Origin of the sequence: Streptomyces sp. NPDC086554 (genome assembly GCF_040686095.1) — a bacterium.
GTDB lineage: Bacteria > Actinomycetota > Actinomycetes > Streptomycetales > Streptomycetaceae > Streptomyces.
The window spans coordinates 210,492-231,458 of the sequence record NZ_JBFBJK010000011.1; the positions used below are offsets into that span (position 1 = coordinate 210,492).

22 protein-coding genes and 1 pseudogene are annotated in these 20,967 nt (G+C 70.1%); 8 read left to right on the forward strand and 15 right to left on the reverse strand.

What is annotated here, in order from left to right; all coding sequences use genetic code 11:
* Nucleotides 1–27: 27 nt before the first annotated feature.
* From cbiE to AB0O76_RS20330, 7 genes are all read right to left on the reverse strand, one after another.
* Nucleotides 28–1,239 carry a precorrin-6y C5,15-methyltransferase (decarboxylating) subunit CbiE gene (gene cbiE / locus AB0O76_RS20300; protein WP_365492830.1) on the reverse strand — a complete coding sequence of 404 codons (1,212 nt, stop codon included), beginning with the start codon at nt 1,237–1,239 and terminating at the stop codon, nt 28–30.
* A gap of 119 nt (nt 1,240–1,358) precedes the next feature.
* Nucleotides 1,359–2,012: a GNAT family N-acetyltransferase gene (locus AB0O76_RS20305; RefSeq protein ID WP_365492833.1), complete on the reverse strand. Its 654-nt coding sequence runs from the start codon at nt 2,010–2,012 to the stop codon at nt 1,359–1,361.
* 135 nt (nt 2,013–2,147) lie between these two features.
* Entirely contained in the window at nt 2,148–2,975 is an 828-nt protein-coding gene (locus tag AB0O76_RS20310; protein ID WP_365492836.1) for a MetQ/NlpA family ABC transporter substrate-binding protein, read from the reverse strand.
* 2 nt (nt 2,976–2,977) lie between these two features.
* On the reverse strand, nt 2,978–3,820 hold the full coding sequence (locus AB0O76_RS20315) for a MetQ/NlpA family ABC transporter substrate-binding protein (protein WP_365492839.1): 843 nt from the start codon (nt 3,818–3,820) through the stop codon (nt 2,978–2,980).
* A gap of 104 nt (nt 3,821–3,924) precedes the next feature.
* Nucleotides 3,925–4,644 carry a methionine ABC transporter permease gene (locus tag AB0O76_RS20320; RefSeq protein ID WP_365492842.1) on the reverse strand — a complete coding sequence of 240 codons (720 nt, stop codon included), beginning with the start codon at nt 4,642–4,644 and terminating at the stop codon, nt 3,925–3,927.
* Nucleotides 4,641–5,705 carry an ATP-binding cassette domain-containing protein gene (locus tag AB0O76_RS20325; RefSeq protein ID WP_365492845.1) on the reverse strand — a complete coding sequence of 355 codons (1,065 nt, stop codon included), beginning with the start codon at nt 5,703–5,705 and terminating at the stop codon, nt 4,641–4,643. The genes AB0O76_RS20320 and AB0O76_RS20325 overlap by 4 nt, the downstream gene beginning before the upstream one ends.
* Nucleotides 5,706–6,107: 402 nt before the next feature.
* Nucleotides 6,108–6,755, reverse strand: coding sequence for an HAD family hydrolase (locus AB0O76_RS20330; protein ID WP_365492848.1), 648 nt, complete (start codon nt 6,753–6,755; stop codon nt 6,108–6,110).
* Between the two features lie 71 nt (nt 6,756–6,826).
* Here AB0O76_RS20330 and AB0O76_RS20335 point away from each other — a divergent pair, with 71 nt between their 5' ends.
* Both AB0O76_RS20335 and AB0O76_RS20340 read left to right on the forward strand, forming a co-directional pair.
* Nucleotides 6,827–7,186 carry a hypothetical protein gene (locus AB0O76_RS20335; RefSeq protein ID WP_266868947.1) on the forward strand — a complete coding sequence of 120 codons (360 nt, stop codon included), beginning with the start codon at nt 6,827–6,829 and terminating at the stop codon, nt 7,184–7,186.
* 1 nt (nt 7,187) lies between these two features.
* Nucleotides 7,188–7,625, forward strand: coding sequence for a hypothetical protein (locus tag AB0O76_RS20340; RefSeq protein ID WP_365492851.1), 438 nt, complete (start codon nt 7,188–7,190; stop codon nt 7,623–7,625).
* 88 nt (nt 7,626–7,713) lie between these two features.
* Here AB0O76_RS20340 and AB0O76_RS20345 read toward each other — a convergent pair whose 3' ends face one another.
* The 3 genes from AB0O76_RS20345 to AB0O76_RS20355 all read right to left on the reverse strand — a co-directional run bounded on the left by AB0O76_RS20345 (nt 7,714) and on the right by AB0O76_RS20355 (nt 10,023).
* Nucleotides 7,714–8,217: a GNAT family N-acetyltransferase gene (locus tag AB0O76_RS20345; RefSeq protein ID WP_365492854.1), complete on the reverse strand. Its 504-nt coding sequence runs from the start codon at nt 8,215–8,217 to the stop codon at nt 7,714–7,716.
* Nucleotides 8,218–8,254: 37 nt separating this feature from the next.
* Complete coding sequence (locus AB0O76_RS20350) at nt 8,255–8,770, reverse strand: sigma-70 family RNA polymerase sigma factor (protein ID WP_365492856.1); 516 nt, start codon at nt 8,768–8,770, stop codon at nt 8,255–8,257.
* 74 nt (nt 8,771–8,844) lie between these two features.
* On the reverse strand, nt 8,845–10,023 hold the full coding sequence (locus AB0O76_RS20355) for a glycerophosphodiester phosphodiesterase (RefSeq protein ID WP_365492859.1): 1,179 nt from the start codon (nt 10,021–10,023) through the stop codon (nt 8,845–8,847).
* A 417-nt stretch (nt 10,024–10,440) separates the two neighbouring features.
* Here AB0O76_RS20355 and AB0O76_RS20360 point away from each other — a divergent pair, with 417 nt between their 5' ends.
* Complete coding sequence (locus AB0O76_RS20360; protein ID WP_245238670.1) at nt 10,441–11,061, forward strand: lysophospholipid acyltransferase family protein; 621 nt, start codon at nt 10,441–10,443, stop codon at nt 11,059–11,061.
* 116 nt (nt 11,062–11,177) lie between these two features.
* On the opposite strand, the gene AB0O76_RS20365 is transcribed toward AB0O76_RS20360, so the two are convergent.
* The 5 genes from AB0O76_RS20365 to AB0O76_RS20385 form a co-directional block, all read right to left on the reverse strand.
* Nucleotides 11,178–12,719, reverse strand: coding sequence for an MFS transporter (locus tag AB0O76_RS20365; RefSeq protein ID WP_365492862.1), 1,542 nt, complete (start codon nt 12,717–12,719; stop codon nt 11,178–11,180).
* A complete protein-coding gene (locus tag AB0O76_RS20370) occupies nt 12,716–13,267 on the reverse strand; it encodes a TetR/AcrR family transcriptional regulator (RefSeq protein ID WP_365492865.1) in 552 nt (183 codons plus the stop codon). Before AB0O76_RS20370 ends, AB0O76_RS20365 begins: the two co-directional genes overlap by 4 nt.
* 126 nt (nt 13,268–13,393) lie before the next feature.
* Complete coding sequence (locus tag AB0O76_RS20375) at nt 13,394–14,368, reverse strand: aldo/keto reductase (protein ID WP_365492868.1); 975 nt, start codon at nt 14,366–14,368, stop codon at nt 13,394–13,396.
* An 87-nt stretch (nt 14,369–14,455) separates the two neighbouring features.
* On the reverse strand, nt 14,456–15,886 hold the full coding sequence (argH, locus tag AB0O76_RS20380) for an argininosuccinate lyase (RefSeq protein WP_365492871.1): 1,431 nt from the start codon (nt 15,884–15,886) through the stop codon (nt 14,456–14,458).
* Between the two features lie 59 nt (nt 15,887–15,945).
* Nucleotides 15,946–17,139: an argininosuccinate synthase gene (locus AB0O76_RS20385; RefSeq protein ID WP_365492874.1), complete on the reverse strand. Its 1,194-nt coding sequence runs from the start codon at nt 17,137–17,139 to the stop codon at nt 15,946–15,948.
* Nucleotides 17,140–17,328: 189 nt separating this feature from the next.
* On the opposite strand from AB0O76_RS20385, the gene AB0O76_RS20390 reads away from it, so the two are divergent.
* The 5 genes and pseudogenes from AB0O76_RS20390 to AB0O76_RS20410 all read left to right on the forward strand — a co-directional run bounded on the left by AB0O76_RS20390 (nt 17,329) and on the right by AB0O76_RS20410 (nt 20,864).
* Complete coding sequence (locus AB0O76_RS20390; RefSeq protein ID WP_365492877.1) at nt 17,329–17,916, forward strand: pyridoxamine 5'-phosphate oxidase family protein; 588 nt, start codon at nt 17,329–17,331, stop codon at nt 17,914–17,916.
* A 3-nt stretch (nt 17,917–17,919) separates the two neighbouring features.
* On the forward strand, nt 17,920–18,639 hold the full coding sequence (locus tag AB0O76_RS20395; protein WP_365492880.1) for a L,D-transpeptidase family protein: 720 nt from the start codon (nt 17,920–17,922) through the stop codon (nt 18,637–18,639).
* Nucleotides 18,640–18,734: 95 nt separating this feature from the next.
* On the forward strand, nt 18,735–19,139 hold the full coding sequence (locus AB0O76_RS20400; protein ID WP_365492883.1) for a hypothetical protein: 405 nt from the start codon (nt 18,735–18,737) through the stop codon (nt 19,137–19,139).
* Complete coding sequence (locus AB0O76_RS20405; protein ID WP_365492886.1) at nt 19,136–19,750, forward strand: hypothetical protein; 615 nt, start codon at nt 19,136–19,138, stop codon at nt 19,748–19,750. Before AB0O76_RS20400 ends, AB0O76_RS20405 begins: the two co-directional genes overlap by 4 nt.
* Before the next feature lie 89 nt (nt 19,751–19,839).
* Nucleotides 19,840–20,864: pseudogene (locus tag AB0O76_RS20410) on the forward strand (bile acid:sodium symporter family protein).
* Nucleotides 20,865–20,967: the final 103 nt, after the last annotated feature.

The following is a 20,967-nucleotide window of genomic DNA, read 5'->3' on the forward strand; positions in this document are numbered from 1 at the left end:
CCTACCTCGCGCCTTGCGGTGGCAGGGTCACGGGGCGCGATCGGCCAACTGTCCGGAGAGGACGAAGACGACGGTCCGCTCCCGCTCCGTCCACGCGCGCGTGTCGAGCTCGACGGACTGCAGCAGGGCGCACTCCACGACGTATCCGTGCTCCGTCAGGTCCCTGCCGATGAGTTCGGCCTCGTCGCGCGTCGACGCGTGCGTCACGATGCGCGCCGGCCTGCGGTCGGCGACGGCGGAGACCACCGCGGCTCCCCCGCCCCCGACGCGTACGACATCGGGTTCGGGCAGGTCTTCCAGGATGTGCGGGGCAGTTCCGTGCACGATCTGTGGCTGTACGCCGAAATGGCGGGAAACGGCCGTGGTGCGGGCGCAGGCGTCGGGGTCGCGGTCGACGGCGATGACCGCGGCGCCGAACCGGGCGGCCTCCGCGGTGAAGGCGCCGCTGCCGCAGCCGATGTCCCAGACGAGGTCGCCCACACGCGGCCCGATACGGGCGAGTTGGGCGGCCCGCAGCCGGTCGCTCTCGCCCTCGCCGAGCTGGGCGTCGCCGCCGTACGCCGAGGCGGGCAGCGCCCAGCCGCGCGGGGTGCCCGGGTCGCGCCCGGCGATCCAGCCGGTGTCGGACGCGGCGACCGGGCCGCCGATGACGATGACGACGTTCGGGTCGCGCCAGGTGTGGTCGGCGGCCTTGTCCGAGGTGAGGACGGTGACCTGTTCGCGCTCGGTGCCGAGCTCCTCGCAGATCACGAAGGTGCGGTGGACGCCCTGGAGGAGCAGGCCGAGTTCGGCGGGGCCCGCGCCGGGCGAGGTGAGGACGGCGACCTTGGTGTGCGCGCGGCAGACGTTCACGGCCCGGCGCAGGGTGCGCGGGTGGGCGACGACGACCTGGGCGTCGTCCCAGGGCATCCCGGCGCGGGCGAAGGCCTGGGCGACGGAGGAGACGGCGGGCACGACCTCGACCTCGAGGCCGAATTCGGGGGCGCGCAGGGTGCGTACGACGCCGAAGAAGCCGGGGTCGCCGTCGGCGAGGACCACAGCCGTGCCGCGGTGGGCCGCGATACGGCGGGCGGCCCGGCTCACGCTGCCGAGGCGGATCCTTTCGGCAGCCGCCGGTACTTCGGTGAGTGCCAGGTGGTGGGCGGCGCCCGCGACGAGGGTGGCGGCGCCGAGCGCCGAGCGCGCGGCGGCGGTCAGCGGCGAGCCGTCCCAGCCGATCACCGTGACGCGGTCGGCCATCTTCGTCGGTCTCCTGGGTTCTCGCGGGTCGGCAGTGCGGGCCGGGTCAGGTGCAGGGGGCGGCCGCGCCTGCGGCCAGGGGCGAGCGTACCTGGTGGGATCCGGCGGTGGCCGAGGGGTCAGTTCCAGTCGGAGAACGCGCTGAACCCGCTGTCCGCGAGCTGCTCGCCGACGCCCTCCAGGTCCTCGGGGAGCAGGCTCCACACGATGAGGTCGGTACGGACGTCGAGCCAGCCGCCGAACGGATCGCCGCCGTTCCTCGTACGCGCTATCCAGGCGCCCCGCAGGACGCCCTCGCTGATGCAGCCGATCTTCTGCGCGACCTGCTGGGCCGCGGTGTTGTCGGCGGCGGTGCGCAGCTCGATGCGCTCGAAGCGCTGGTCGTTGAAGAGCCACTGGGCGGTGGCGAGCGCCGCCTCCGAGGCATAGCCCTCGCCGCGGGCCCAGGGGGCGATGACGTAGCTGAGTTCGCTGGAGCGCACCCGCCAGTCGGTGTCCCGCAGTTGCACGATGCCGACCAGGCGCTGGGTGAGGAACTCGGTGACGGCGAGGACGATGCCGCGGCCCTCGGTGCGCTCGGCGGGCGCGATGCGGGTGATCCAGTCGCGGGCGTCGGCCTCGGTGTAGGGCTGGGGCACGGACGTCCAGGCGGTGACCAGCTCGTCGTTCATCATCTCCGCGTACGCGGAGACGTCGGCGTCCTCGAACGGGCGCAGCACCAACCGCTCCGTGCTGATGGAGATGTCGGGGAACACCGAGAAGGGTGTAGTCATGCGCTGCTCCGTAACCTGGAACCCTCGGGCCTGCTGAAGAGGCCAGCATGCAGCATGTCGCCGCGCAGACGCACCACGGGGTCCGCTCCTTCATCAGGAGAGGACCCCGTGGTGAGGGCGGAAACGGACTGTGCGTCAGCTCGCTTCGACGGGCAGGACGGAGCCCTTGTACTTGTCCTCGATGAACTGCTTCACCTCGGGTGAAGTGAGCAGCTTGGCCAGCTTCTTGACCCGCGGATCGTCCTCGTCGCCCTTCTTGACGGCGAGCACGTTGTTGTACGGGTTGTCCTTGGGCGACTCGAGAAGGATGGCGTCCTTCTTGGGGCTCAAGTCGGCGTCGAGGGCGTAGTTGTTGTTGATGACCGCGGCGTCGACGTCCTGAAGGGAACGCGGCAGCTGGGCGGGCTCCAACGGCTTGATGGTGAGCTTCTTCGGGTTGGACGTGATGTCCTGGGGCGTCGCCGTGCCGCCGACGCCCTTCTTGAGCCCGATGACGCCCTTGGACGCGAGGAGTTGGAGCGCCCTGCCCTCGTTGGTGGTGTCGTTGGGAACGGCGACGGTCGCACCGGCCGGCAGGTCGGCGACGTCCTTCGTCTTCTTCGCGTACACCCCCATCGGAGGCAGATAGACCTCGGTCACCGGCGCGAGATCCGTCTTCTTGGACTCGTTGAAGTCCTTCAAGTACGGGGCGTGCTGGTAGAGGTTGGCGTCGAGGGACCCTTCCTGGAGCGCGGTGTTCGGCGCGACGTAGTCGGTGAACTCCGTGATCCGGAGGTCGAGTCCCTCCTTCTTCGCGAGGTTGTCCTTGATGTACGTGAGGACCTCGCCGGCCGGGGTCGGGGTGGCGCCGACGACGAGCGCCTCGCCGTCACCGCCTCCCGAGCCCGAACCGGAGCCGCAGGCGGTCAGGCCGAGCGACAGGGCAAGTGCGCCTGCGGCAACCGCCATGACGGGCGTACGCATGATCAGAACGCCGCGACGACTGCGCCGTCGTACTTGTCGTCGATGAACTTCTTGACCTCGGGCGAGGTGAGGAGCTTGGCGAGCTTCTTCACGCGCGGGTCGTTCTCGTCGCCCTTCTTCACGGCGAGGAAGTTGCCGTACGGGTTGTCCTTGGCCTTCTCGGCGACGAGGGCGTCCTTGGCGGGGCTGAGCGCGGGCTTGGCCTCCAGGGCGTAGTTGCCGTTGATCACCGCGGCGTCGACGTCACCCAGGCTGCGCGGCAGCGTGGGGGCCTCGAGCTCCTTGAACTTGAGGTTCTTGGGGTTCTTGGCGATGTCCTTGGGAGTGGCCTCGTAGCCGACGCCCTTCTTGAGCTCGATGAGGCCGTTGTCCGCGAGGAGCTTGAGCGCCCGGGCCTCGTTCGTGGTGTCGTTCGGGACGGCGACGGTGGCGCCGTCCTTCAGGTCACCGAGCTTCTTGAGGCTCTTGGAGTACACGCCGAGCGGCTCCAGGTGAACCGTGGCCCCGGGGACGGGCACGATGTCCGTGCCGTTCTTCTTGTTGAAGTCGTCGAGGTACGGCTTGTGCTGGAAGTAGTTCGCGAAGACCTCGCCCTGCTGGACGGCGGTGTTCGGCGTGACGTAGTCGGTGAACTCCTTGACCTCGAGGTCGAGGCCGGCCTTCTTGGCGAGGTTCTTCTGGACGTAGTCCAGGATCTCGCCCTGCGGCGTCGGGGTCGCGGCGACGACGAGCGCGCCGTCCTTGTCGCCCGCGGCGGAGTCCTTGTCGGAGCCACAGGCGGAGAGCCCGAGGGTGAGGGCTCCGGCGGCGAGGACAGCGGTGGTGATCTTGGCGGTGTTACGCACGAAAAGTGCCTTTCTCCATGGATGGTGCTCTGTGGTGCAGCCCCGCGTGGGTGTGCGGGGTGGTTCAGGAAGCCTTCGCTGAGGTCAGGAGGCCTTCACTGAGTTCAGGAAGCCTTCGAGGGCGCGACCTTGAGGAAGCGCAGCCGCGGCGCGGCGCCGGATTTGCCGCCTCGCCGGTGCAGGCTGCGGGCCGCGTAGTCGCCCGCGAACTGGATGATCGAGATGACCACGGCGAGGATCGCCACGGTGATCCACATCAGCTCGGTCTCGAAGCGCTGGTAGCCGTAGCGCAGGGCGAGGTCGCCGAGCCCGCCGCCGCCGACCGTGCCCGCCATCGCGGAGTAGCCGATGAGGGCGACGATCGTGGTGGTGGCGCCGGAGATCAGCGAGGGCAGCGACTCCGGGACGAGGACCTTGCGTACGACGGTCCAGGTGGAGCCGCCCATCGACTGGACGGCCTCGACGAGCCCGCCGTCGACCTCACGGATCGAGGTCTCGACGAGCCGCGCGAAGAACGGGATGGCGCCGATGGCGAGCGGAACGAGGGCGGCCTCGCGGCCGATCGTGGTCCCGACGATCCAGCGCGTGAAGCCCATCAGCGCGACCATGAGGATGATGAAGGGCATCGAGCGCACGATGTTCACGATCTGCCCGATCGCCTTGTTGAGGAAGGCGTTCTGAAGGAGACCGCCGCGCTCGGTGAGGACGAGCAGGACGCCGAGGGGCAGTCCGGCGACGATGGCTATCAGCGTCGACCAGCCGACCATGTAGAGGGTGTCCCAACAGGCCTGCTCCAGCAGGGGCTGCGTCTCCGACCAGGTCACTTGGCACCTTCCTTGACCAGCAGCGTGGCGTCCTGCGGCACAGGCACCGCGTTGTTGTCGGTCCCGGCGACCTCGACCTGAAGACCCTGCTCGCGCAGGAAGCCGATCGGGACGACGTTCTCCTCGAAGCGTCCCGGCAGTTCGATCCGCATGCGGCCGACCTGCCGGCCCGCCACGGTGTCCATCGCGGCGCCGAGGATCGAGATGTCGATGTTGTACGTGCGCGACAGCTGGGAGATGACCGGCTGGGTCGCGGCCTCGCCGTGGAACGTCACGTCGACGACGGTGCGGTCCTCGCCCGTGGCGTCGCCGCTGACCGGGAAGAGCGCGGCGGCCAGCTGGGAGCCGGGCGTCGCGAGCAGTTCGGTGACGGTGCCGGACTCGATGATCCGCCCGTTCTCCATGAGGGCCGCGGAGTCGCAGACGCTCTTGACGACGTCCATCTCGTGCGTGATCAGCAGGACGGTCAGGCCGAGCTGCCGGTTGAGGTCGCGCAGGAGCTGGAGGATGGAGCGGGTGGTCTCCGGGTCGAGGGCGCTTGTCGCCTCGTCGGAGAGCAGCACCTTCGGGTCGCCTGCGAGTGCGCGGGCGATGCCGACGCGCTGCTTCTGGCCGCCGGAGAGCTGCGCCGGGTACGACTTGGCCTTGTCGGCGAGGCCGACCAGGTCGAGGAGTTCGAGTGCCTTGTGGGAGCGCTCGGCGCCGCTGAGGCCGAGGATCTCCAGGGGCAGCTCGATGTTGTCCTGCACGGTGCGCGATGACAGCAGGTTGAAGTGCTGGAAGACCATGCCGATGCGGCTGCGGGCGCGGCGCAGGTCCTTGCTCGCGCGGCTCCCGCGGCCTGCGAGCGCGGTGAGGTCCTGTCCTGCGACCGTCACGGTGCCGGCGGTGGGACGCTCGAGGAGGTTGACGCAGCGGATCAGCGAGGATTTTCCGGCGCCTGACTGGCCGATGACGCCGTACACCTCGCCTTCGCGGACGTGCAGATCGACGCCGTCGAGAGCAGTTACTTCACGACCGCGTGAGCGGTAGACCTTGGTGAGGCCGGAAGTGGTGATCACAGGGGTTTCCGTCACTGTCGAGTGCGCGGCCGGGTGGAGCCGGGCACGGGGCATTCGTGGGGAACGCGGCACGGTTTCTCGCGGTGGCGAAAAGAACCGGAGGACGTGTGCGCGGGGCAGGCTCGCTTCCTACGTCATGTACATCGGGCGTACGTCGCGTAGGGGCGTGGCACAGCGGCTTCGCTTCGGGGCGCGATGCTCAGGGGTGGTGCGGGGGCCCTCAGAAGGCGCACATTCGACACATACAACGAGCACCGGGCGTCGTGATCGCCTCGGTCGCAGGGGTGCGGTAGCTCGTCGTGGTCATGCGGAACAGTAAAACACGCGTGCGCTCGCCGTCCGCCACCGCTGTCCGGTATACGGACAGCCGGTGGACGGGCACGGACACCGGCGGTCCGGTGCTCAGTCCTGGGTGGTGATCTCCACGCCACCCGCGATGGCCTGCGCGGACACCGCCGAGAGGTCGTTGACCACGACGTCGGCGGAGAGCTCGTGGGCCTGGTGTGTTGTGGTCAACGCCACGGTCGTCATGCCGGCCGCGCGCCCCGCCGTGAGACCGGCGGGCGCGTCCTCGAACACCACGCAGCGGGCCGGGTCGACGCCCAACTTCCGTGCGGCGAGCAGGAAGGGCTCCGGGTCGGGCTTGCCGCGCGTGATGTCGTCGGCGGCTATGAGCATCTTCGGACGGATGCCGACCTCCGCGAGCCGGGCCCCGGCAAGGCGGCGCCCGGCGGAGGTGACGACGGCCCAGCGCTCCGGGGGCAGCGACGCGAGCAGTTCGAGGGTTCCGGGGAGCAGCTTGACGCCGCCCGCGACGTCCGAGACCTCGAGCTCCTCGATGCGTACGACGGCCTCCGCCACCCGCTCGGCGGGCAGCAGGTCGGCGATGATCTCGACGGCGGGGCGGCCGTGCAGCTCGACCCGCGCGAACTCCTCGGCGGTGATTCCGTACTCCTGCGCCAGGCGTGTCCAGCAGCGGTACACCGACTCCAGGGAGGAGACGAGGGTTCCGTCGTTGTCGAACAAGAGCGCTTCAGCCTGGATCTTCATGGTGTCCGAGCCTACGGGGCACCCCAGGGGCGGGCGCATCGGGTCGAAGGGCCCGTAATAAAGTCGACGGCATGCTTGTTGCCCTGACGATCGCGACCTCCGTGGCCGCGCTCGCGCTCGCCGCGTGGTGCGGTTTCGCCGCCTACCGGGACCAGCCGACCAAGGACTGGCACTTCATCGGGATGGGCGTGGTGACCTTGCTCGCCACCGTCCAGCTGATCGTCGGCATCGTCCAGCTGGCCCGCGGCGAGGAGCCCGCACAGGGCACGACGATCTTCGTGGCGTATCTGATCGGTTCGTTCGCCTGCATCCCGGCGGCGGGCTTCATGTCCCTTGCGGAGCGCACCCGTTGGGGCTCCATCACCGTCGCCGCCGGTGGCGTGGTCCTCGCCGTGCTCGAAGTGCGGCTCTACGACATCTGGGGAGGCTGAGGTGACGGTGACCGAGCCCGACAAGGACGGGGCGGCTCCCGCCCGCCGGAAGCTCATCACCGGACCCGGCATCCTCCTGGTCTGGCTGTACGGCGTGATGGTCGTCGGCGCCGTTTCGCGTTCCGCCGTGCAGATCTCGTCGGACTTCGACAAGGCCCCGCTCGCGTACACGCTGTCCGCGATCGCGGGTCTCGTCTACGGCTTCATCACGTACTCGCTCGTCCGCGGCGGCGAGAAGGCCCGCAGGGCGGCGCTGGTGTGCTGCGCCGCCGAGCTGGTGGGTGTACTCGCCGTGGGCGCCTGGACGCTGGCTGACCCCTCTGCATTCCCGGATGCCACGGTGTGGTCGGACTTCGGAATGGGCTATCTGTTCATTCCGGTGATCCTGCCGGTGACGGCGATGTACTGGCTGAACAGAGCTCGTAGGGCTGCGGCTTAGGGCCCCGAAGGGGCGCGGGGCTGTGACATTGTGCGGCTCCGCCGCGTGGGCGCGACCAGCCACAGACGACCTGCAGTCGCGCGAGCGCTCAAGCACTGGCCACGTAGGCGCTCGCGTCGACATCCTTGGCCAGAGTGACAAGCGTGAGCCGCTCATTCACCCGCTGGGTGCCAACAGCCGCGTACCCGTGCTTGCGGTACAGCTGCAGATTCTGCTCGCTCCGGTGCCCCGTGAACAGCTGGAAGCACTTCACCGTGCCGCCCGCCGCAAGGCGGTGCTCTATCGCATCCAGGAGCCGACCGCCCAGTCCATGCCGCTGCATCCTGGGGTGGACGATGAGCTTATTGATCCGCGCCAGGCCGTCGGCATCGACCTCGCCGCGCACAGAGGCCACCACTTCGTCGCCGAGCCGCGCCACCAGGACGTCGCCCGCGGCCAGTTCGGCCTTGATGGAGTCGAGGGTCTGTGTGAGCGGCTCGATGGAGTAGTCGCCGTACAGTTCGGCCTCGCTCTGGTAGCACAGGTACTGCAGTTTGAGGATCTTCTCGGCGTCCTGTCCGTCCGCCGCCGAGATCGTCACACTCATGCCCATGTGTGCATGCCTCCCGCTCACCTGCTCCGCCGGTTGTCTATCGCTCCTTTCCCCGCGGTTCAGGAGCTGCAACCTCCGCCGCGAGCATTCTGCGCAGGCATCCCAGGCATCGGGAACGTTCCGGCCCCAGACTGCCCTGTGACATTCCCAACTCGCCTGCGATCTCCCGGTAGGTGAGGTCCTCGGGGGACAGGAGTGCGGCCATGATGCCGGGGCAGCGGCCGGGCAGCCTGCGGACCGCCGCGTACAGGGTGCGGTCCCGGTCGGCCCGCAGGGCGCGCTGCTCGGGGCCGCACTCGATGTCGTCGGCGGGCTCGGTCGCGTACCCCACCTCGCGCTCCGCCGTACGCCGGCTGCGGCTCGCCTCCGCGGCGACGGCGCCGCGCAGCCAGGCGGCCGGGTCGGCGGGTGGGTCGTCGGCGTCCATCCGCTCCAGGAGGCGCAGCCAGACGGCCTGTTCGAGGTCACCGGGGTCGGCTCCGGAGCCGAGGGCGGCGGCGGACGCCTCTGCGGCGAGGAGCGGATGCAGCGCGGGGATCAGCTGAGTGGTCATGCCCGGCGTGACGCGGCCGCCCCGGCGGCAGGTTGCCGGAGCGGCCGTCTCTCACCCCAACCGGGGCCGGGCGATCAGCTGTTGACGAAGTCGGCGGCCGCGAGCAGCGCGGTGTCCGGGTTGTCCGAGAAGATGCCGTCGATGCCCGTCTCGAAGTACGCCTTGAAGGCACCGAAGGCGTCGCCGTAGGCGGCCGGGTCGGTGCCCTTCTTGAAGTTCGTGGGCAGGAAGGTGTTCTCGTTGCGCATCGTGTACGGGTGCAGGATCAGGCCCGCCGCGTGCGCGTCCTTGACCAGCGTGGACGGGGTGCCGAGGCTGCCGTCCGGGTTCTTCGGGATGACGAGGTCGAGGGTGGGGCCGATGCCCTGCGCGTACGACGCCATCCACTTCAGGCCGTCGGGCTTGATGAGATCGGCGACGGTGCGCGGGTCGCCCGCCTCGACGAAGTCCCAGGGGCGGGAGCTCGCGGTGGACAGGAGCACCACCAGCGGCGCGTCGACCAGCTTGTTCAGGCGCTGGATGCTGCTCGGCTCGAAGGACTGCAGGAAGTTCGGCGCGTCCTTCCTGTGCCGTCCGTACTTGCGCAGGAGCTTGGCGAGCGGCTCCTCCAGGCCGAGGCCCAGCTTGCGGAAGTACGTGGGGTGCTTGGTCTCGATGTGCAGCCAGACCTGCTTGCCGTGCTTGCGGCTCTGCTTGTCGGCCCACTGGAAGACCTCTTCCAGGGTGGGCACGTCCCAGCGGCCGTCGTAGAGGGTGTTGCGCTGGCGGGTGCCCGGGATGCGCTCCTTGGCGCGCAGCGTCTTCAGCTCGGCGAGCGTGAAGTCCTCGGTGAACCAGCCGGTGAGCGAGGTGCCGTCCACGGACTTGGTGGTCTTGCGGGACGCGAACTCGGGGTGCGCGGAGACATCCGTCGTCGCGGTGATGTCGTTCTCGTGACGGCATACGAGATGGCCGTCCTTGGTGGGCACGACGTCCTGCTCGATGACGTGGGCGCCCATGTCGAGGGCGAGTTGGTACGAGCCGAGCGTGTGCTCGGGGCGGTAGCCGCTGGTGCCGCGGTGCGCGACGACCGTCGGCACCGGCAGGGTCTTGTAACCCCCGTGACCGTGCTTCGCGTCGGCTCTCGCCACGCCGGGCAGTCCCACGACGGCTGCGCCCGCCCCGAGCACCGCCGCCCCGAGGACCGCGCGCCGCCCCGGCCGTTGCTCCCCCGGCTCCACCGACTTCGAATGCCTCGACTGCTGCGTAGCCATTGAGCGCTCCTCCCGATGTGCTGCCTTGCACCTGACAAAGCGGCACGATCGTAGGTGCCGCCGCGTGACGGATGGGAGACCCTGGGCCGAACGGAAGGGTGATGCGGGATGGCTACTGGTGTGCGGGGCCCGTCACGTCATGGCTGCGGGTGACTGCGGCGCGTGACAAGGACCACTAGTACGCGCCACTTGTCCCCCACGGGGATACGGTCGTCTCAAGGAGGACGCCCCGAGGGCAACACCACGCAAACTCAGGTCAACTCTGCGTATCGAGTGCATGAACCCGATGTGCAGTGAGCGGGGACCCGCGAGTATCGTCCTCACCTGCACATACTCGTCGTCGACCCGTTGACACCGGAGGGCCCGTTGTCCCGTCTCGCGCTCATCAAGGCAGTGCTCGGACCGATCTTGCGTCTGATGTTCCGCCCACGGGTGGAAGGCGCCGAGAACATTCCGGGCACCGGTCCGGTCATCATGGCCGGAAACCACCTCACGTTCATCGACTCGATGATCATGCCCCTGGTGTGCCCGCGTCCGGTGTTCTTCATCGGCAAGGACGAGTACGTCACGGGCAAGGGCATCAAGGGCCGCCTGATGGCCTGGTTCTTCACCGGCGCCGGCATGATCCCCGTGGACCGCGACGGCGGCCACGGCGGTGTCGCGGCGCTGATGACGGGGCGGCGCGTCCTTGAGGAGGGCAAGCTCTTCGGCATCTACCCGGAGGGCACCCGTTCCCCCGACGGCCGCCTGTACCGCGGCCGCACGGGCATCGCGCGTCTCACCCTGATGACCGGCGCGCCCGTGATCCCCTTCGCGATGATCGGCACGGACAAGCTCCAGCCGGGCGGCAAGGGGCTCCCCCGGCCCGGCCGGGTGACGGTCCGCTTCGGCGAGCCGATGGAGTTCTCGCGCTACGAGGGCATGGACCGCGACCGCTATGTGCTGCGGGCGGTGACGGACTCCGTGATGACGGAGGTCATGCAGCTGTCCGGTCAGGAGTACGTGGACATGTACGCCACGAAGGCGAAGGCTGCCTGACGGTTCAGCCCTGCCGGGGGCGCCCCGAAGGGGCGCGGGGCTGTGACATATGCGGCTCCGCCGCGTGGGCGCGACCAGCCACATCGGACCCGCAGCTCCCCACCCGGCGAAAGCACTCAGTGCTCGACGCCGTCCTCCAGCTTCGAGCCCTTCAAGAGGAACCACGCCGCCACCGCAGTGGCAAGCAGCACCGCCGCGCCCACGCCCGCCGCCAGGCGAAGCCCGTCAACGAAGGCGTCCTGCGCCGAGGCGAGGAGCGCCTGGGACTGCCCGGCGGGAAGCCCCGCCACCGATTCCACCGCGCCGCCAAGCGACTCATGCGCGGCGGACGCCACCTCCGGCGGGGTGCCCGCCGGTGCGGTGAAGTCCCGGTACACGCCGGTCACGATGGAGCCGAGCAGCGCGATGCCGAGTGCCGCGCCCAGTTCGTACGCCGTCTCGGAGACGGCTGACGCGGCGCCCGCCTGTTCCTTCGGAACGCTGGAGAGGATGACGTCGGCGGTCACCGTGAACGAGAAGCCCGCACCGACGCCGACGACCAGGAGCATGGCTCCCAGGAGCGGATAGCCGGTGGACTGGCTCAGGGTGGTGAGCGCGGCGAGCGCGATGCCGACCGCCGCGAGCCCGCCTGCGACCACCGCGCGGACGGAGAACCGTCGCGCGACCATGCCCGCGATCAGACCGGCGGCCACCGCGCCCACCGCGGCGGGCAGTTCGGCGAGGCCCGCCTCGAACGGCTGCCTCCCCTGCACCAGTTGCAGGAACTGGGAGAGGAAGAAGACCAGGCCGGAAAGGCCGAGGATGGTCAGCAGGTCGGCGAGCACCGCCCCGGAGAAGCCGCGGTTGCGGAACAGGCGCATGTCCAGGAGCGGCGCGGTCAGCGTGAGCTGGCGTCGCACGAACCACGTCAGCGCGGTCACGCCGAGCAGGCCCGCCACCGCGACGTCCCAGCGCAGACCGTGCGCCGCCGCCTCCTTGACGGCGTACACGATGGCGATCATGCCGATGAGCGAGAGCACGACGCTGATCAGGTCCCAGGGACCCGGCGCCGGGTTCTTCGACTCGGGCAGGAGCTTGATGCCGACCAGGACCAGGACGGCCATCACCGGCAGGTTGATCAGGAAGACCGAGCCCCACCAGAAGTGTTCGAGCAGGAACCCGCCGACGACCGGGCCGACGGCGGCACCGGCCGACGCCATCGCGCCCCAGATGCCGACCGCGAGGCTCCGCTCGCGCGGGTCGTGGAAGATGTTCCGGATCAGCGCGAGCGTGGACGGCATCAGCGTCGCACCAGCGACACCGAGCAACGCCCGGGCCAGCATGAGGAGTTCGGGCGTGGTCGCGTAGGCGTTGAGCACCGAGACCGCGCCGAAGGCGACGGCTCCGGTAAGGAGCAGCTTCTTGCGGCCGATGCGGTCGCCGAGGCTGCCCATGGAGACGAGCAGTCCTGCGATGACGAACGAGTAGATGTCGCCGATCCACAGCAGCTGCGTGCCGGACGGCTTGAGGTCCTCGCTGATGTACGGCGTCGCGAGGCCGAGGACGGTCGCGTCGACGGCGACGAGGAGCACGGCGAGCACCAGTACGGCGAGCGCGAGCCAGCGCCCGGGGCTTCGCTCCACCTCCGCCGAGGAGGTCCGCTGTTGGGTGCTGGTCATGATTCCACTCTCCGTTGCGCGCCGCCGATCAGCAGCTCGGCGATCATGTATGAGAAGTCCTTGGCGGCCACGCGGCCGTCCAGTACGGCCCAGGCGCCCGAGCCGACAAGTCCGTACAGCGCCTCCGTGAGCCACACGGGGGTCAGGTCGATGCGGAACTCGCCGCCCTCCTGGCCGCGCCGGAAGAGCGCGGCCACATCGGCGTCGAGGCGGGCCCAGCCCTCGTGCTGCTCCTCGCCCTCGAAGAGCTGGTTCTCGGTGACGAGGAACGCGAGGAGTCCCGCCGCGGGCTCGATCTCCTTCACCAGGCGGCGCAGTGCGTCGCTCGCACTGTCCTCGTCGAGCCGGGCCGCGTCGATGGCCGCCTCGAACTCCTGGATCCCGAGCTCTTCGAGGGCTCGTACGAGGGCGTCGCGCCCGGCGAAATGCCTGTGCAGCGTGGCGCGGCTGATCCCCGCCGCACGGGCCACCTCGTCCATCGTGGCGGAGCCTTTGCGGGTGAGGAGCGCCGCGGCGCTGCGCAGCACCTGGTCGCGATCGACTGACATGAGACAACCATAAGCCATGTGAGACAAATTTGTCTCATGAGATATGCGTGACTCTCACCGGTGAGCCGGGGGGCCGGTCACCGGTGGGGTCAGTCAGAGGCCAGTCAGCGGTCAGTCAGAGGTCGGTCAGCTCCAGGGCAGCTGCCCGCGCCGCTCCCAGTACGCCGCGGGCTCCTCCACGAGCCCCGCGAGCCGCTCCAGTTGCTCCGCGTCGAGGTCGACGGCCGCCGCGTGCAGATTGGAGACGAGCTGGACCGGGGTGGCCGCCCCCGAGAGGACGACGCCCGCCCACGGCTTGCGCAGCACCAGGGCGAGGGCCACCGCGTCGCAGCCGAGCCCGGTCGCGTCGGCGACCTCGCGCAGGGCCGCCGGTGCGTGCTCCCCCGCGAGGCGGCCGTTGGCCATGCCTTCCTTGACCAGGACGGTGAGCCCCGCGTCATGGGCCTCGGCGAGCGCGGGTTCCGCCGAGGTCTCCAGGGCGTTGTACGTGGCCTGGACGGTACGGAAGAGCGGCTCGCCGTCGACGGTCACGGCGAGTGCGGCGCGGATCGCGGCGGGCTGCTCCGGGCCGCTCACCGAGAGGCCCACCGTCACGCCTTCGGCCGCGAGTTCCGCGAGCCTGGCGTGCAGTTCCTTGTCACCCAGGGCCGGGCTCTCGGGTGTGACGGAGTGGATCTGGTAGAGGTCGAGCCGGTCGCCGAGCAGTTCGGCGCTCTCCTCGCGCTGACGGACGTACGCGGCGACGCTGTGGTCCTTGACCTCGTGCGGCCCGTCCACCTGGGTGTGCCAGGCGGCCGTGTACGTGTAGCCCCACTTGCTGCCGACGACGACGTCCCGGATGTCGGGCCTGGCGTGCAGCCAGTCGGCGAGGAACTCCTCGGAGCGGCCGTAGGAGCGCGCCGCGTCGAAGTAGCGGACGCCCGACGCGTAGGCGGCGTCGAGGAGTTCGAGGGTTCGTTCGCGCAGGGCCTCGACGCTGCGCGAAGGCGGCAGGTCGGCGTCCCGGCCGAGGGTGATGTAGCCGGGCCTGCCGACGGCGGCGAGGCCGAACCCGATGTGGGCGGTGGGGGTGGTCGCTGCGGCCAGACGTGCGAAGGGCATCGCGGGCTCCGTTCGGTCGGCTCCTTGCGGATGGCGACCAACGTAACCCGCGATGCCCACGTCAACGCGGCACGTGCCGCGGCGGCGTCACTTACGCGCCGCGGCCCACTCCTGCTGAACCGTCAGATCGGCCTTGACCTCGGCGAGCTGGGCGGCGACGGCCGAGGGCGCGGTGCCGCCGCGGCCATTGCGCGATGCCAGGGCGCCGGGGACGTTCAGGACGCTGCGCACCTCGGGCGTGAGGTGCTCGGAGATCTTGGCGAACTGCTCGTCCGTGAGCTGGTCGAGCTCGATGCCGTGCGTCTCGCACTCCTTGACGCACTCGCCCGCGACCTCGTGCGCGACACGGAACGGCACGCCCTGCTTGACCAGCCACTCGGCGATGTCCGTGGCGAGCGAGAAGCCGGCCGGGGCGAGCTCCTCCATGCGCTCGCGGTGGACGGTGAGCGTCGCCATCATGCCGGTGAAGGCGGGGAGCAGGACCTCCAGCTGGTCGCAGGAGTCGAAGACCGGCTCCTTGTCCTCCTGGAGGTCGCGGTTGTACGCGAGCGGGAGCGCCTTGAGCGTCGCCATCAGGCCCGTCAGGTTGCCGATGAGACGGCCGGACTTGCCGCGCGCCAGCTCGGCGATGTCCGGGTTCTTCTTCTGCGGCATGATCGACGAGCCGGTCGAGAAGGCGTCGTGGAGGGTGACGAAGGAGAACTCCTTCGTGTTCCAGAGGATGATCTCCTCGGCGATCCGGGAGAGGTTCACGCCGATCATCGCGGTGATGAAGGCGAACTCCGCCGCGAAGTCCCGGGATGCCGTGCCGTCGATGGAGTTGCCCGCGCTGCCGTGCTCGAAGCCCAGGTCCTTGGCGACCGCCTCCGGGTCGAGGCCGAGCGACGATCCGGCGAGGGCGCCGGAGCCGTACGGCGAGACGGCCGTCCGCGCGTCCCACTGCCGCAGCCGCTCGGCGTCCCGCGAGAGGGACTGGACGTGCGCGAGGACGTGGTGGGCGAAGAGCACCGGCTGGGCGTGCTGGAGGTGGGTGCGTCCCGGCATGGCGACGTCCGGGTGCGCCTCGGCGAGGCCCACGAGCGCGCCCTGGAGGTCGGCGATCAGACCGCCGATGATCCGGGCGTGGTCCCGCAGGTACATCCGGAAGAGCGTCGCCACCTGGTCGTTGCGCGACCGGCCCGCGCGCAACTTGCCGCCGAGATCCGGGCCGAGCCGCTCAAGGAGGCCGCGCTCCAGGGCGGTGTGCACGTCCTCGTCGGCGATGGTGCCGACGAACGAGCCGTCGGCGACATCGGCCTCCAGCTGGTCGAGCCCGGCCAGCATGCGGGTCAGCTCGTCCTCGGTGAGCAGTCCCGCCTTGTGCAGCACGCGCGCGTGGGCACGGGAGCCGGCGATGTCGTACGGCGCGAGGCGCCAGTCGAAGTGGACCGATGCCGACAGCTTGGCCAGGGCCTGAGCCGGGCCGTCCGCGAACCGGCCGCCCCAGAGCCGGACGTCACCGCCGTTGTTGTTGCTCACTTGCACGTGCTCCTTGATGAGGGTGGTTACGCGATACGAGGGTTGTTACGCGATCGCCGTTACGCCAGGTCCCGCTTGGCGGCGATCTTCGAGGACAGACCGAAGATCTCGATGAAGCCCTGCGCCTTGGACTGGTCGAACGTATCGCCCGAGTCGTAGGTCGCGAGGTTGAAGTCGTAGAGGGACGCGCCGGACTTCCGGCCTGTGACGACGGCGCAGCCGCCGTGCAGGGTCATCCGGATGTCGCCGGTGACGTGCTGGTTGGCCTCATTGATGAAGCCGTCGAGGGCGCGCTTGAGCGGGGAGAACCACAGGCCGTCGTAGACCAGCTCGCCCCAGCGCTGCTCGACCTGCCGCTTGTAGCGGGCGAGTTCGCGCTCGACGGTGACGTTCTCCAGCTCCTGGTGCGCGGTGATGAGCGCGATCGCGCCCGGAGCCTCGTACACCTCACGGGACTTGATGCCTACGAGGCGGTCCTCGACCATGTCGATCCGGCCGATGCCCTGGGCGCCCGCACGCTCGTTGAGCTGCTGAATCGCCTGCAGGACGGTGACGGGGCGGCCGTCGAGGGCGACCGGGACGCCCTCCTTGAAGGAGATGACGACCTCGTCGGCCTCGCGCGGCTCGGCGGGGTTCGAGGTGTACTCGTAGATGTCCTCGATCGGCGCGTTCCAGATGTCCTCCAGGAAGCCCGTCTCGACGGCCCGTCCGAAGACGTTCTGGTCGATGGAGTACGGGGACTTCTTGCTGGTCGCGATCGGGAGCTGCTTCTCCTCGCAGAAGGCGATCGCCTTGTCCCGCGTCATCGCATAGTCACGGACCGGGGCGATGCACTTCAGATCGGGGCCGAGCGCTGAGATACCGGCCTCGAAGCGGACCTGGTCGTTGCCCTTGCCGGTGCAGCCGTGGGCCACGATCCCGGCGCCGTGCTTCTGGGCGGCGGCCACGAGGTGCTTGACGATGGTCGGCCGCGAGAGGGCGGAGACCAGCGGGTAGCGGTCCATATAGAGGGCGTTGGCCTTGATCGCCGGGAGGCAGTACTCCTCGGCGAACTCGTCCTTCGCGTCCGCGACCTCGGCTTCCACGGCACCGCAGGCGAGCGCGCGCTTGCGGATGACGTCCAGGTCCTCGCCGCCCTGGCCGACGTCCACCGCGACGGCGATGACCTCGGCGCCCGTCTCCTCGGCGATCCAGCCGATGGCGACGGAGGTGTCCAGGCCGCCCGAATAGGCGAGTACGACGCGCTCGGTCATGGCTGTCTCCTCACAGTGCGTTCGCGTTTTACGGTGCATCCTCGATATGCATGAGTATGCAGAGCTCTGCATGTTTCGTCAATCCGCCCCGCGAGACGGCTCGCGGGGCGCCCGCGAGTCGGCTCGCGAAGTCGTTAGTTAGGCAAAGAATTAGACAGGCGAAGGATCTCTGACGAATAATCCCTGGACATGGGAAAGACTCACGAACGCATAGACGGCAGGCTCCGCACCTTCATCGAGGCACAGCCCATCTTCTTCACCGCGACCGCGCCGCTCGCGGCCGACGGCACGGTCAACCTCTCCCCCAAGGGCCTGACCGGATCCTTCGCGGTCATCGACGAACTCACCGTCGCCTACCTGGACTTCGCGGGCAGCAACGCGGAGACGGTGGCTCACCTCCGCGAGAACGGCCGCATCACGCTGATGTGGTGCGCCTTCCAGGGCCCGCCCAACATCGTCCGGGTGCACGGGCGCGGCGAGCCCGTCTTCCGCGACGACCCGCGCTGGGCGGAGCTGCTCGGCCACTTCCCCGACATCGACCCCACCCCGCACGGCCTGCGCGCGATCATCGTCGTGACGGCCGAACTCATCCGTGACACCTGCGGCTACAACGTTCCCTTCATGTCGTACGACGAGGACCGCGATCTGCACGCCAAGCGCTTCGGGCGCGAGGACGACGCGTCGCTGAGCGCGTACTTCACCAAGAAGGAGCACATCGCGCAGAGCATCGACGGCCTGCCGGGCCTGCCGTTGCCGCTGCCGCCCCTTACCGTCTGAACCATGCGCCTACGTGCCGCCGCCCTCGCGTCCGCAGCTGCCCTGCTCGCCACCGCCGCGACCGTCGCGTCCGCGCCCGGCACATCCGCCGCGGGACCGCCGCTCCCGGACCGCATGGCCGACACCGGCGGCGGCACCCAGCTCATCACCGCCTTGGCCGCACGCACCGGCTCCACCACCGGCACGGTCACGTGGTGGGACCGGCGCGCGGGGCGGTGGACGAAGGCAGGCTCGGCGGCCGCGCGCTTCGGCGCGCAGGGCCTGACGGAGGGCGGCTCGCGCAAACAGGGCACGAACACGACACCCACGGGCCTCTTCCGCCTGCCGTACGCCTTCGGCATCGAGCGCGCGCCGTCCGGCACGGACTACACCTACCGCCGCGTGACGCGGAAGTCCTGGTGGTGCCAGGACAACAAGTCCCGCTCCTACAACCGCTGGACCCAGCCACGCCCCGCCGACTGCCGCGCCGCCGAGTCCGAGCACCTCATCACGTACGACCCGCAGTACGCGCACGCCCTGGTGATCGGCTTCAACTACGACCGTCCGGTGCGGGGGCGCGGCGCCGGGATCTTCCTGCACGTCAACGGGCGCGGGGCGACGGCGGGTTGTGTGTCGGTCCCCGGGGACGCGATGCGACGGATCCTACGGTGGGCCGACGAGGGGCGGCAGCCGCACATCGCGATCGGCACGGCGTCGGGGCCGACGGCGATCACGCGGTACTAGAGCGCCAACGCCTAGAGCGACAACTCCCTGCGCCGCAAGGCCTCCCGCGGTGTCATCATGTCTCTTGCACCCGCACCCGGACGAGTTGACCGAGGATGACTGAACGGCCCGCCACACCCCATGACCTCCACTCCGAGTACGCCGAGCAGGACGCGGGAGAGGCGGCAGGACCCTTCGTCTGGCGTGCCTCGCCCGACGGCCAGGGCGTCGTGCTCGAAGGCAACTGCCCGCGCTGTCATGGCAGGACGGCCACCGAGATCCGGCGGGGTCTGCCCGGCACCGGAGCCAAGGGGATCCGGGACTGGCTGAGCGGCACACCCCCGCGGCCGGCGCCCGCCGTCGATGCCGCGGCCCTGACCCGGGAGCGGCACTTCTGCGAGTGCGGGCACCCCCATCCCCAACTGCCCGCCGACGCACCCTTCGTGGGGTGCGGCGCCAGCTGGCGGGTCGCCGTGGTGCTGCCCGGCGACGTCGACGAGCCCCCGGTGAACGCCGGATGAGCAATCAGTCGGACCGCCGCTGGGCCGTACTCGCCCGTGAGCTCGAGTTCAGCCAGCTCGCCGAGCTCAGGCGGCAGGCCGAGGGCTGGCGGGCCGGGCTCACGGGGCTCACCGCGCTGCTCGCGGTCCTGGTCGTCCTCAAGGGCCGCGACGATCTCGGCAACCTCCCCGACACCGCCCGCCACTGGGCGACGGCACTGATCGCCACGGCCTTCCTGCTGCTGGTGGCCGGCTCCGTCCTCGCCGTGCGGGCCGCGCACGGCCGCCCCGGCGACCGGATCCTGCAGGCGGGGCAGGCCCTGCGCGAGTGGACCGGGCAGGAGGTCGGCCGGGTCACACGGTCCCTGCGCCATGCCGCGTTGTGCTGTCTGAGCGGAGTCCTCCTCGCAGCCGCGGCCATCGGCATCGCCTGGACCACCACCGCTTCGCCCAAGGACCATCTCGTCCGGGTCGGCACGACGACGGGCGAGCTGTGCGGGGAGTTCATCCGCGCGGGCCGCGGCGGGATCGTCGTCCGGGTGGACGACGGGGACGGGCCACGGCGCGTCACGCTGCCCGCCCGCACGGTGGACTCGGTCGCTCCGGTCGCCGCCTGCGGCGCATCGGGCTGACGCCGGAAGCCGTCCGGATCCGCTACATGTAGCGACCACATATCGAGACGCGGTTGCGTCCGCGCTCCACGGCGGCGTTGCATCGCCGGGTGCAAACCGAACGGACGATCCCCAACTCGACGGAGAGCGGCGACAAGGCGGCCCGGCTCGCCGTCACGGTCTTCCCCGTCCTCGTGCTCGCCGCCGGAGCGCTCGGCCTCGCCGCGCCGGACGCCTTCGAGGGCTGGGGCACGAACGTCCCCTACCTCCTTGGCCTCGTCATGTTCTGCATGGGGCTCACGATGACCCCGCTCGACTTCCAGGGCGTCGTCAAGCGGCCTTGGGCCGTCGCCCTCGGCCTGGTCGCGCTTCCCCAAGCTCTTAATGAGCAGGGGAGACCCCATCCGTGATCATGCCGGGCCTCGGCTGGCTGATCGCCCACGCGCTCGGCCTCTCACCGCAGTTGGCGGCCGGCGTGATCCTGGTGGGCTGCGCGCCGAGCGGCACCGCGTCCAATGTCGTGACCTATCTGGCGCGCGGCGACGTGGCCCTGTCCGTGTCGGTGGCCACCGTCTCGACCGTGCTCGCGCCGCTCATCACCCCGCCGCTGACGCTGCTCCTCGCCGGCGAGTATCTGCCCGTGGACGCGGGGTCGATGGTCACCGACATCCTCAAGACCGTGCTGCTCCCGGTCATCGCGGGGCTGGCCGTACGCCTGCTCTTCGGGCGCTGCATCGGGCGGGTCCTCAACGCACTGCCGTGGCTCTCCGCCCTCACCATCGCCGTCATCGTGGCGATCGTGGTCGCGGGCAGCGCGGCCGCCATCAAGTCGGCGGCCCTGCTTGTGTTCCTGGCCGTGGTCCTGCACAACGGCCTCGGGCTCGCGCTCGGCTACGGCGCGGGCAAGCTGGCCCGCCTCGGCCCGCCCGCATCGCGCGCCATGGCCTTCGAGGTCGGCATGCAGAACTCGGGCCTCGCGGCATCACTGGCCACCGCCCACTTCAGCCCGCTGGCCGCGCTGCCCGCGGCCGTGTTCTCCGTGTGGCACAACGTGTCGGGTGCGCTGGTCGCGGCCTGGATGTCACACCGGGCGCGGCGGACGGAACAGCAGGGCGAGCCCGCCCGGCAGGCCTGAGGGGCGCGCCCGCAAAGAATCTTCCGGCAGTCGTAGACGGAACGGATCAGCTTGAGGAGTCGGTTCGATGAGCGCCGCTTCCGCTCCCCGTCTCGTCCTCGCA

Bases quoted from the DNA above. Each gene is read 5' to 3' on its own strand.
- cbiE (WP_365492830.1), bottom strand. From the start codon at position 1,239: ATGGCCGACCGCGTCACGGTGATCGGCTGGGACGGCTCGCCGCTGACC.
- AB0O76_RS20305 (WP_365492833.1), bottom strand. From the start codon at position 2,012: ATGACTACACCCTTCTCGGTGTTCCCCGACATCTCCATCAGCACGGAG.
- AB0O76_RS20310 (WP_365492836.1), bottom strand. From the start codon at position 2,975: ATGCGTACGCCCGTCATGGCGGTTGCCGCAGGCGCACTTGCCCTGTCG.
- AB0O76_RS20330 (WP_365492848.1), bottom strand. From the start codon at position 6,755: ATGAAGATCCAGGCTGAAGCGCTCTTGTTCGACAACGACGGAACCCTC.
- AB0O76_RS20335 (WP_266868947.1), top strand. From the start codon at position 6,827: ATGCTTGTTGCCCTGACGATCGCGACCTCCGTGGCCGCGCTCGCGCTC.
- AB0O76_RS20345 (WP_365492854.1), bottom strand. From the start codon at position 8,217: ATGGGCATGAGTGTGACGATCTCGGCGGCGGACGGACAGGACGCCGAG.
- AB0O76_RS20350 (WP_365492856.1), bottom strand. From the start codon at position 8,770: ATGACCACTCAGCTGATCCCCGCGCTGCATCCGCTCCTCGCCGCAGAG.
- AB0O76_RS20355 (WP_365492859.1), bottom strand. From the start codon at position 10,023: ATGGCTACGCAGCAGTCGAGGCATTCGAAGTCGGTGGAGCCGGGGGAG.
- AB0O76_RS20360 (WP_245238670.1), top strand. From the start codon at position 10,441: ATGTTCCGCCCACGGGTGGAAGGCGCCGAGAACATTCCGGGCACCGGT.
- AB0O76_RS20365 (WP_365492862.1), bottom strand. From the start codon at position 12,719: ATGACCAGCACCCAACAGCGGACCTCCTCGGCGGAGGTGGAGCGAAGC.
- AB0O76_RS20370 (WP_365492865.1), bottom strand. From the start codon at position 13,267: ATGTCAGTCGATCGCGACCAGGTGCTGCGCAGCGCCGCGGCGCTCCTC.
- AB0O76_RS20375 (WP_365492868.1), bottom strand. From the start codon at position 14,368: ATGCCCTTCGCACGTCTGGCCGCAGCGACCACCCCCACCGCCCACATC.
- AB0O76_RS20385 (WP_365492874.1), bottom strand. From the start codon at position 17,139: ATGACCGAGCGCGTCGTACTCGCCTATTCGGGCGGCCTGGACACCTCC.
- AB0O76_RS20390 (WP_365492877.1), top strand. From the start codon at position 17,329: ATGGGAAAGACTCACGAACGCATAGACGGCAGGCTCCGCACCTTCATC.
- AB0O76_RS20395 (WP_365492880.1), top strand. From the start codon at position 17,920: ATGCGCCTACGTGCCGCCGCCCTCGCGTCCGCAGCTGCCCTGCTCGCC.
- AB0O76_RS20400 (WP_365492883.1), top strand. From the start codon at position 18,735: ATGACTGAACGGCCCGCCACACCCCATGACCTCCACTCCGAGTACGCC.
- AB0O76_RS20405 (WP_365492886.1), top strand. From the start codon at position 19,136: ATGAGCAATCAGTCGGACCGCCGCTGGGCCGTACTCGCCCGTGAGCTC.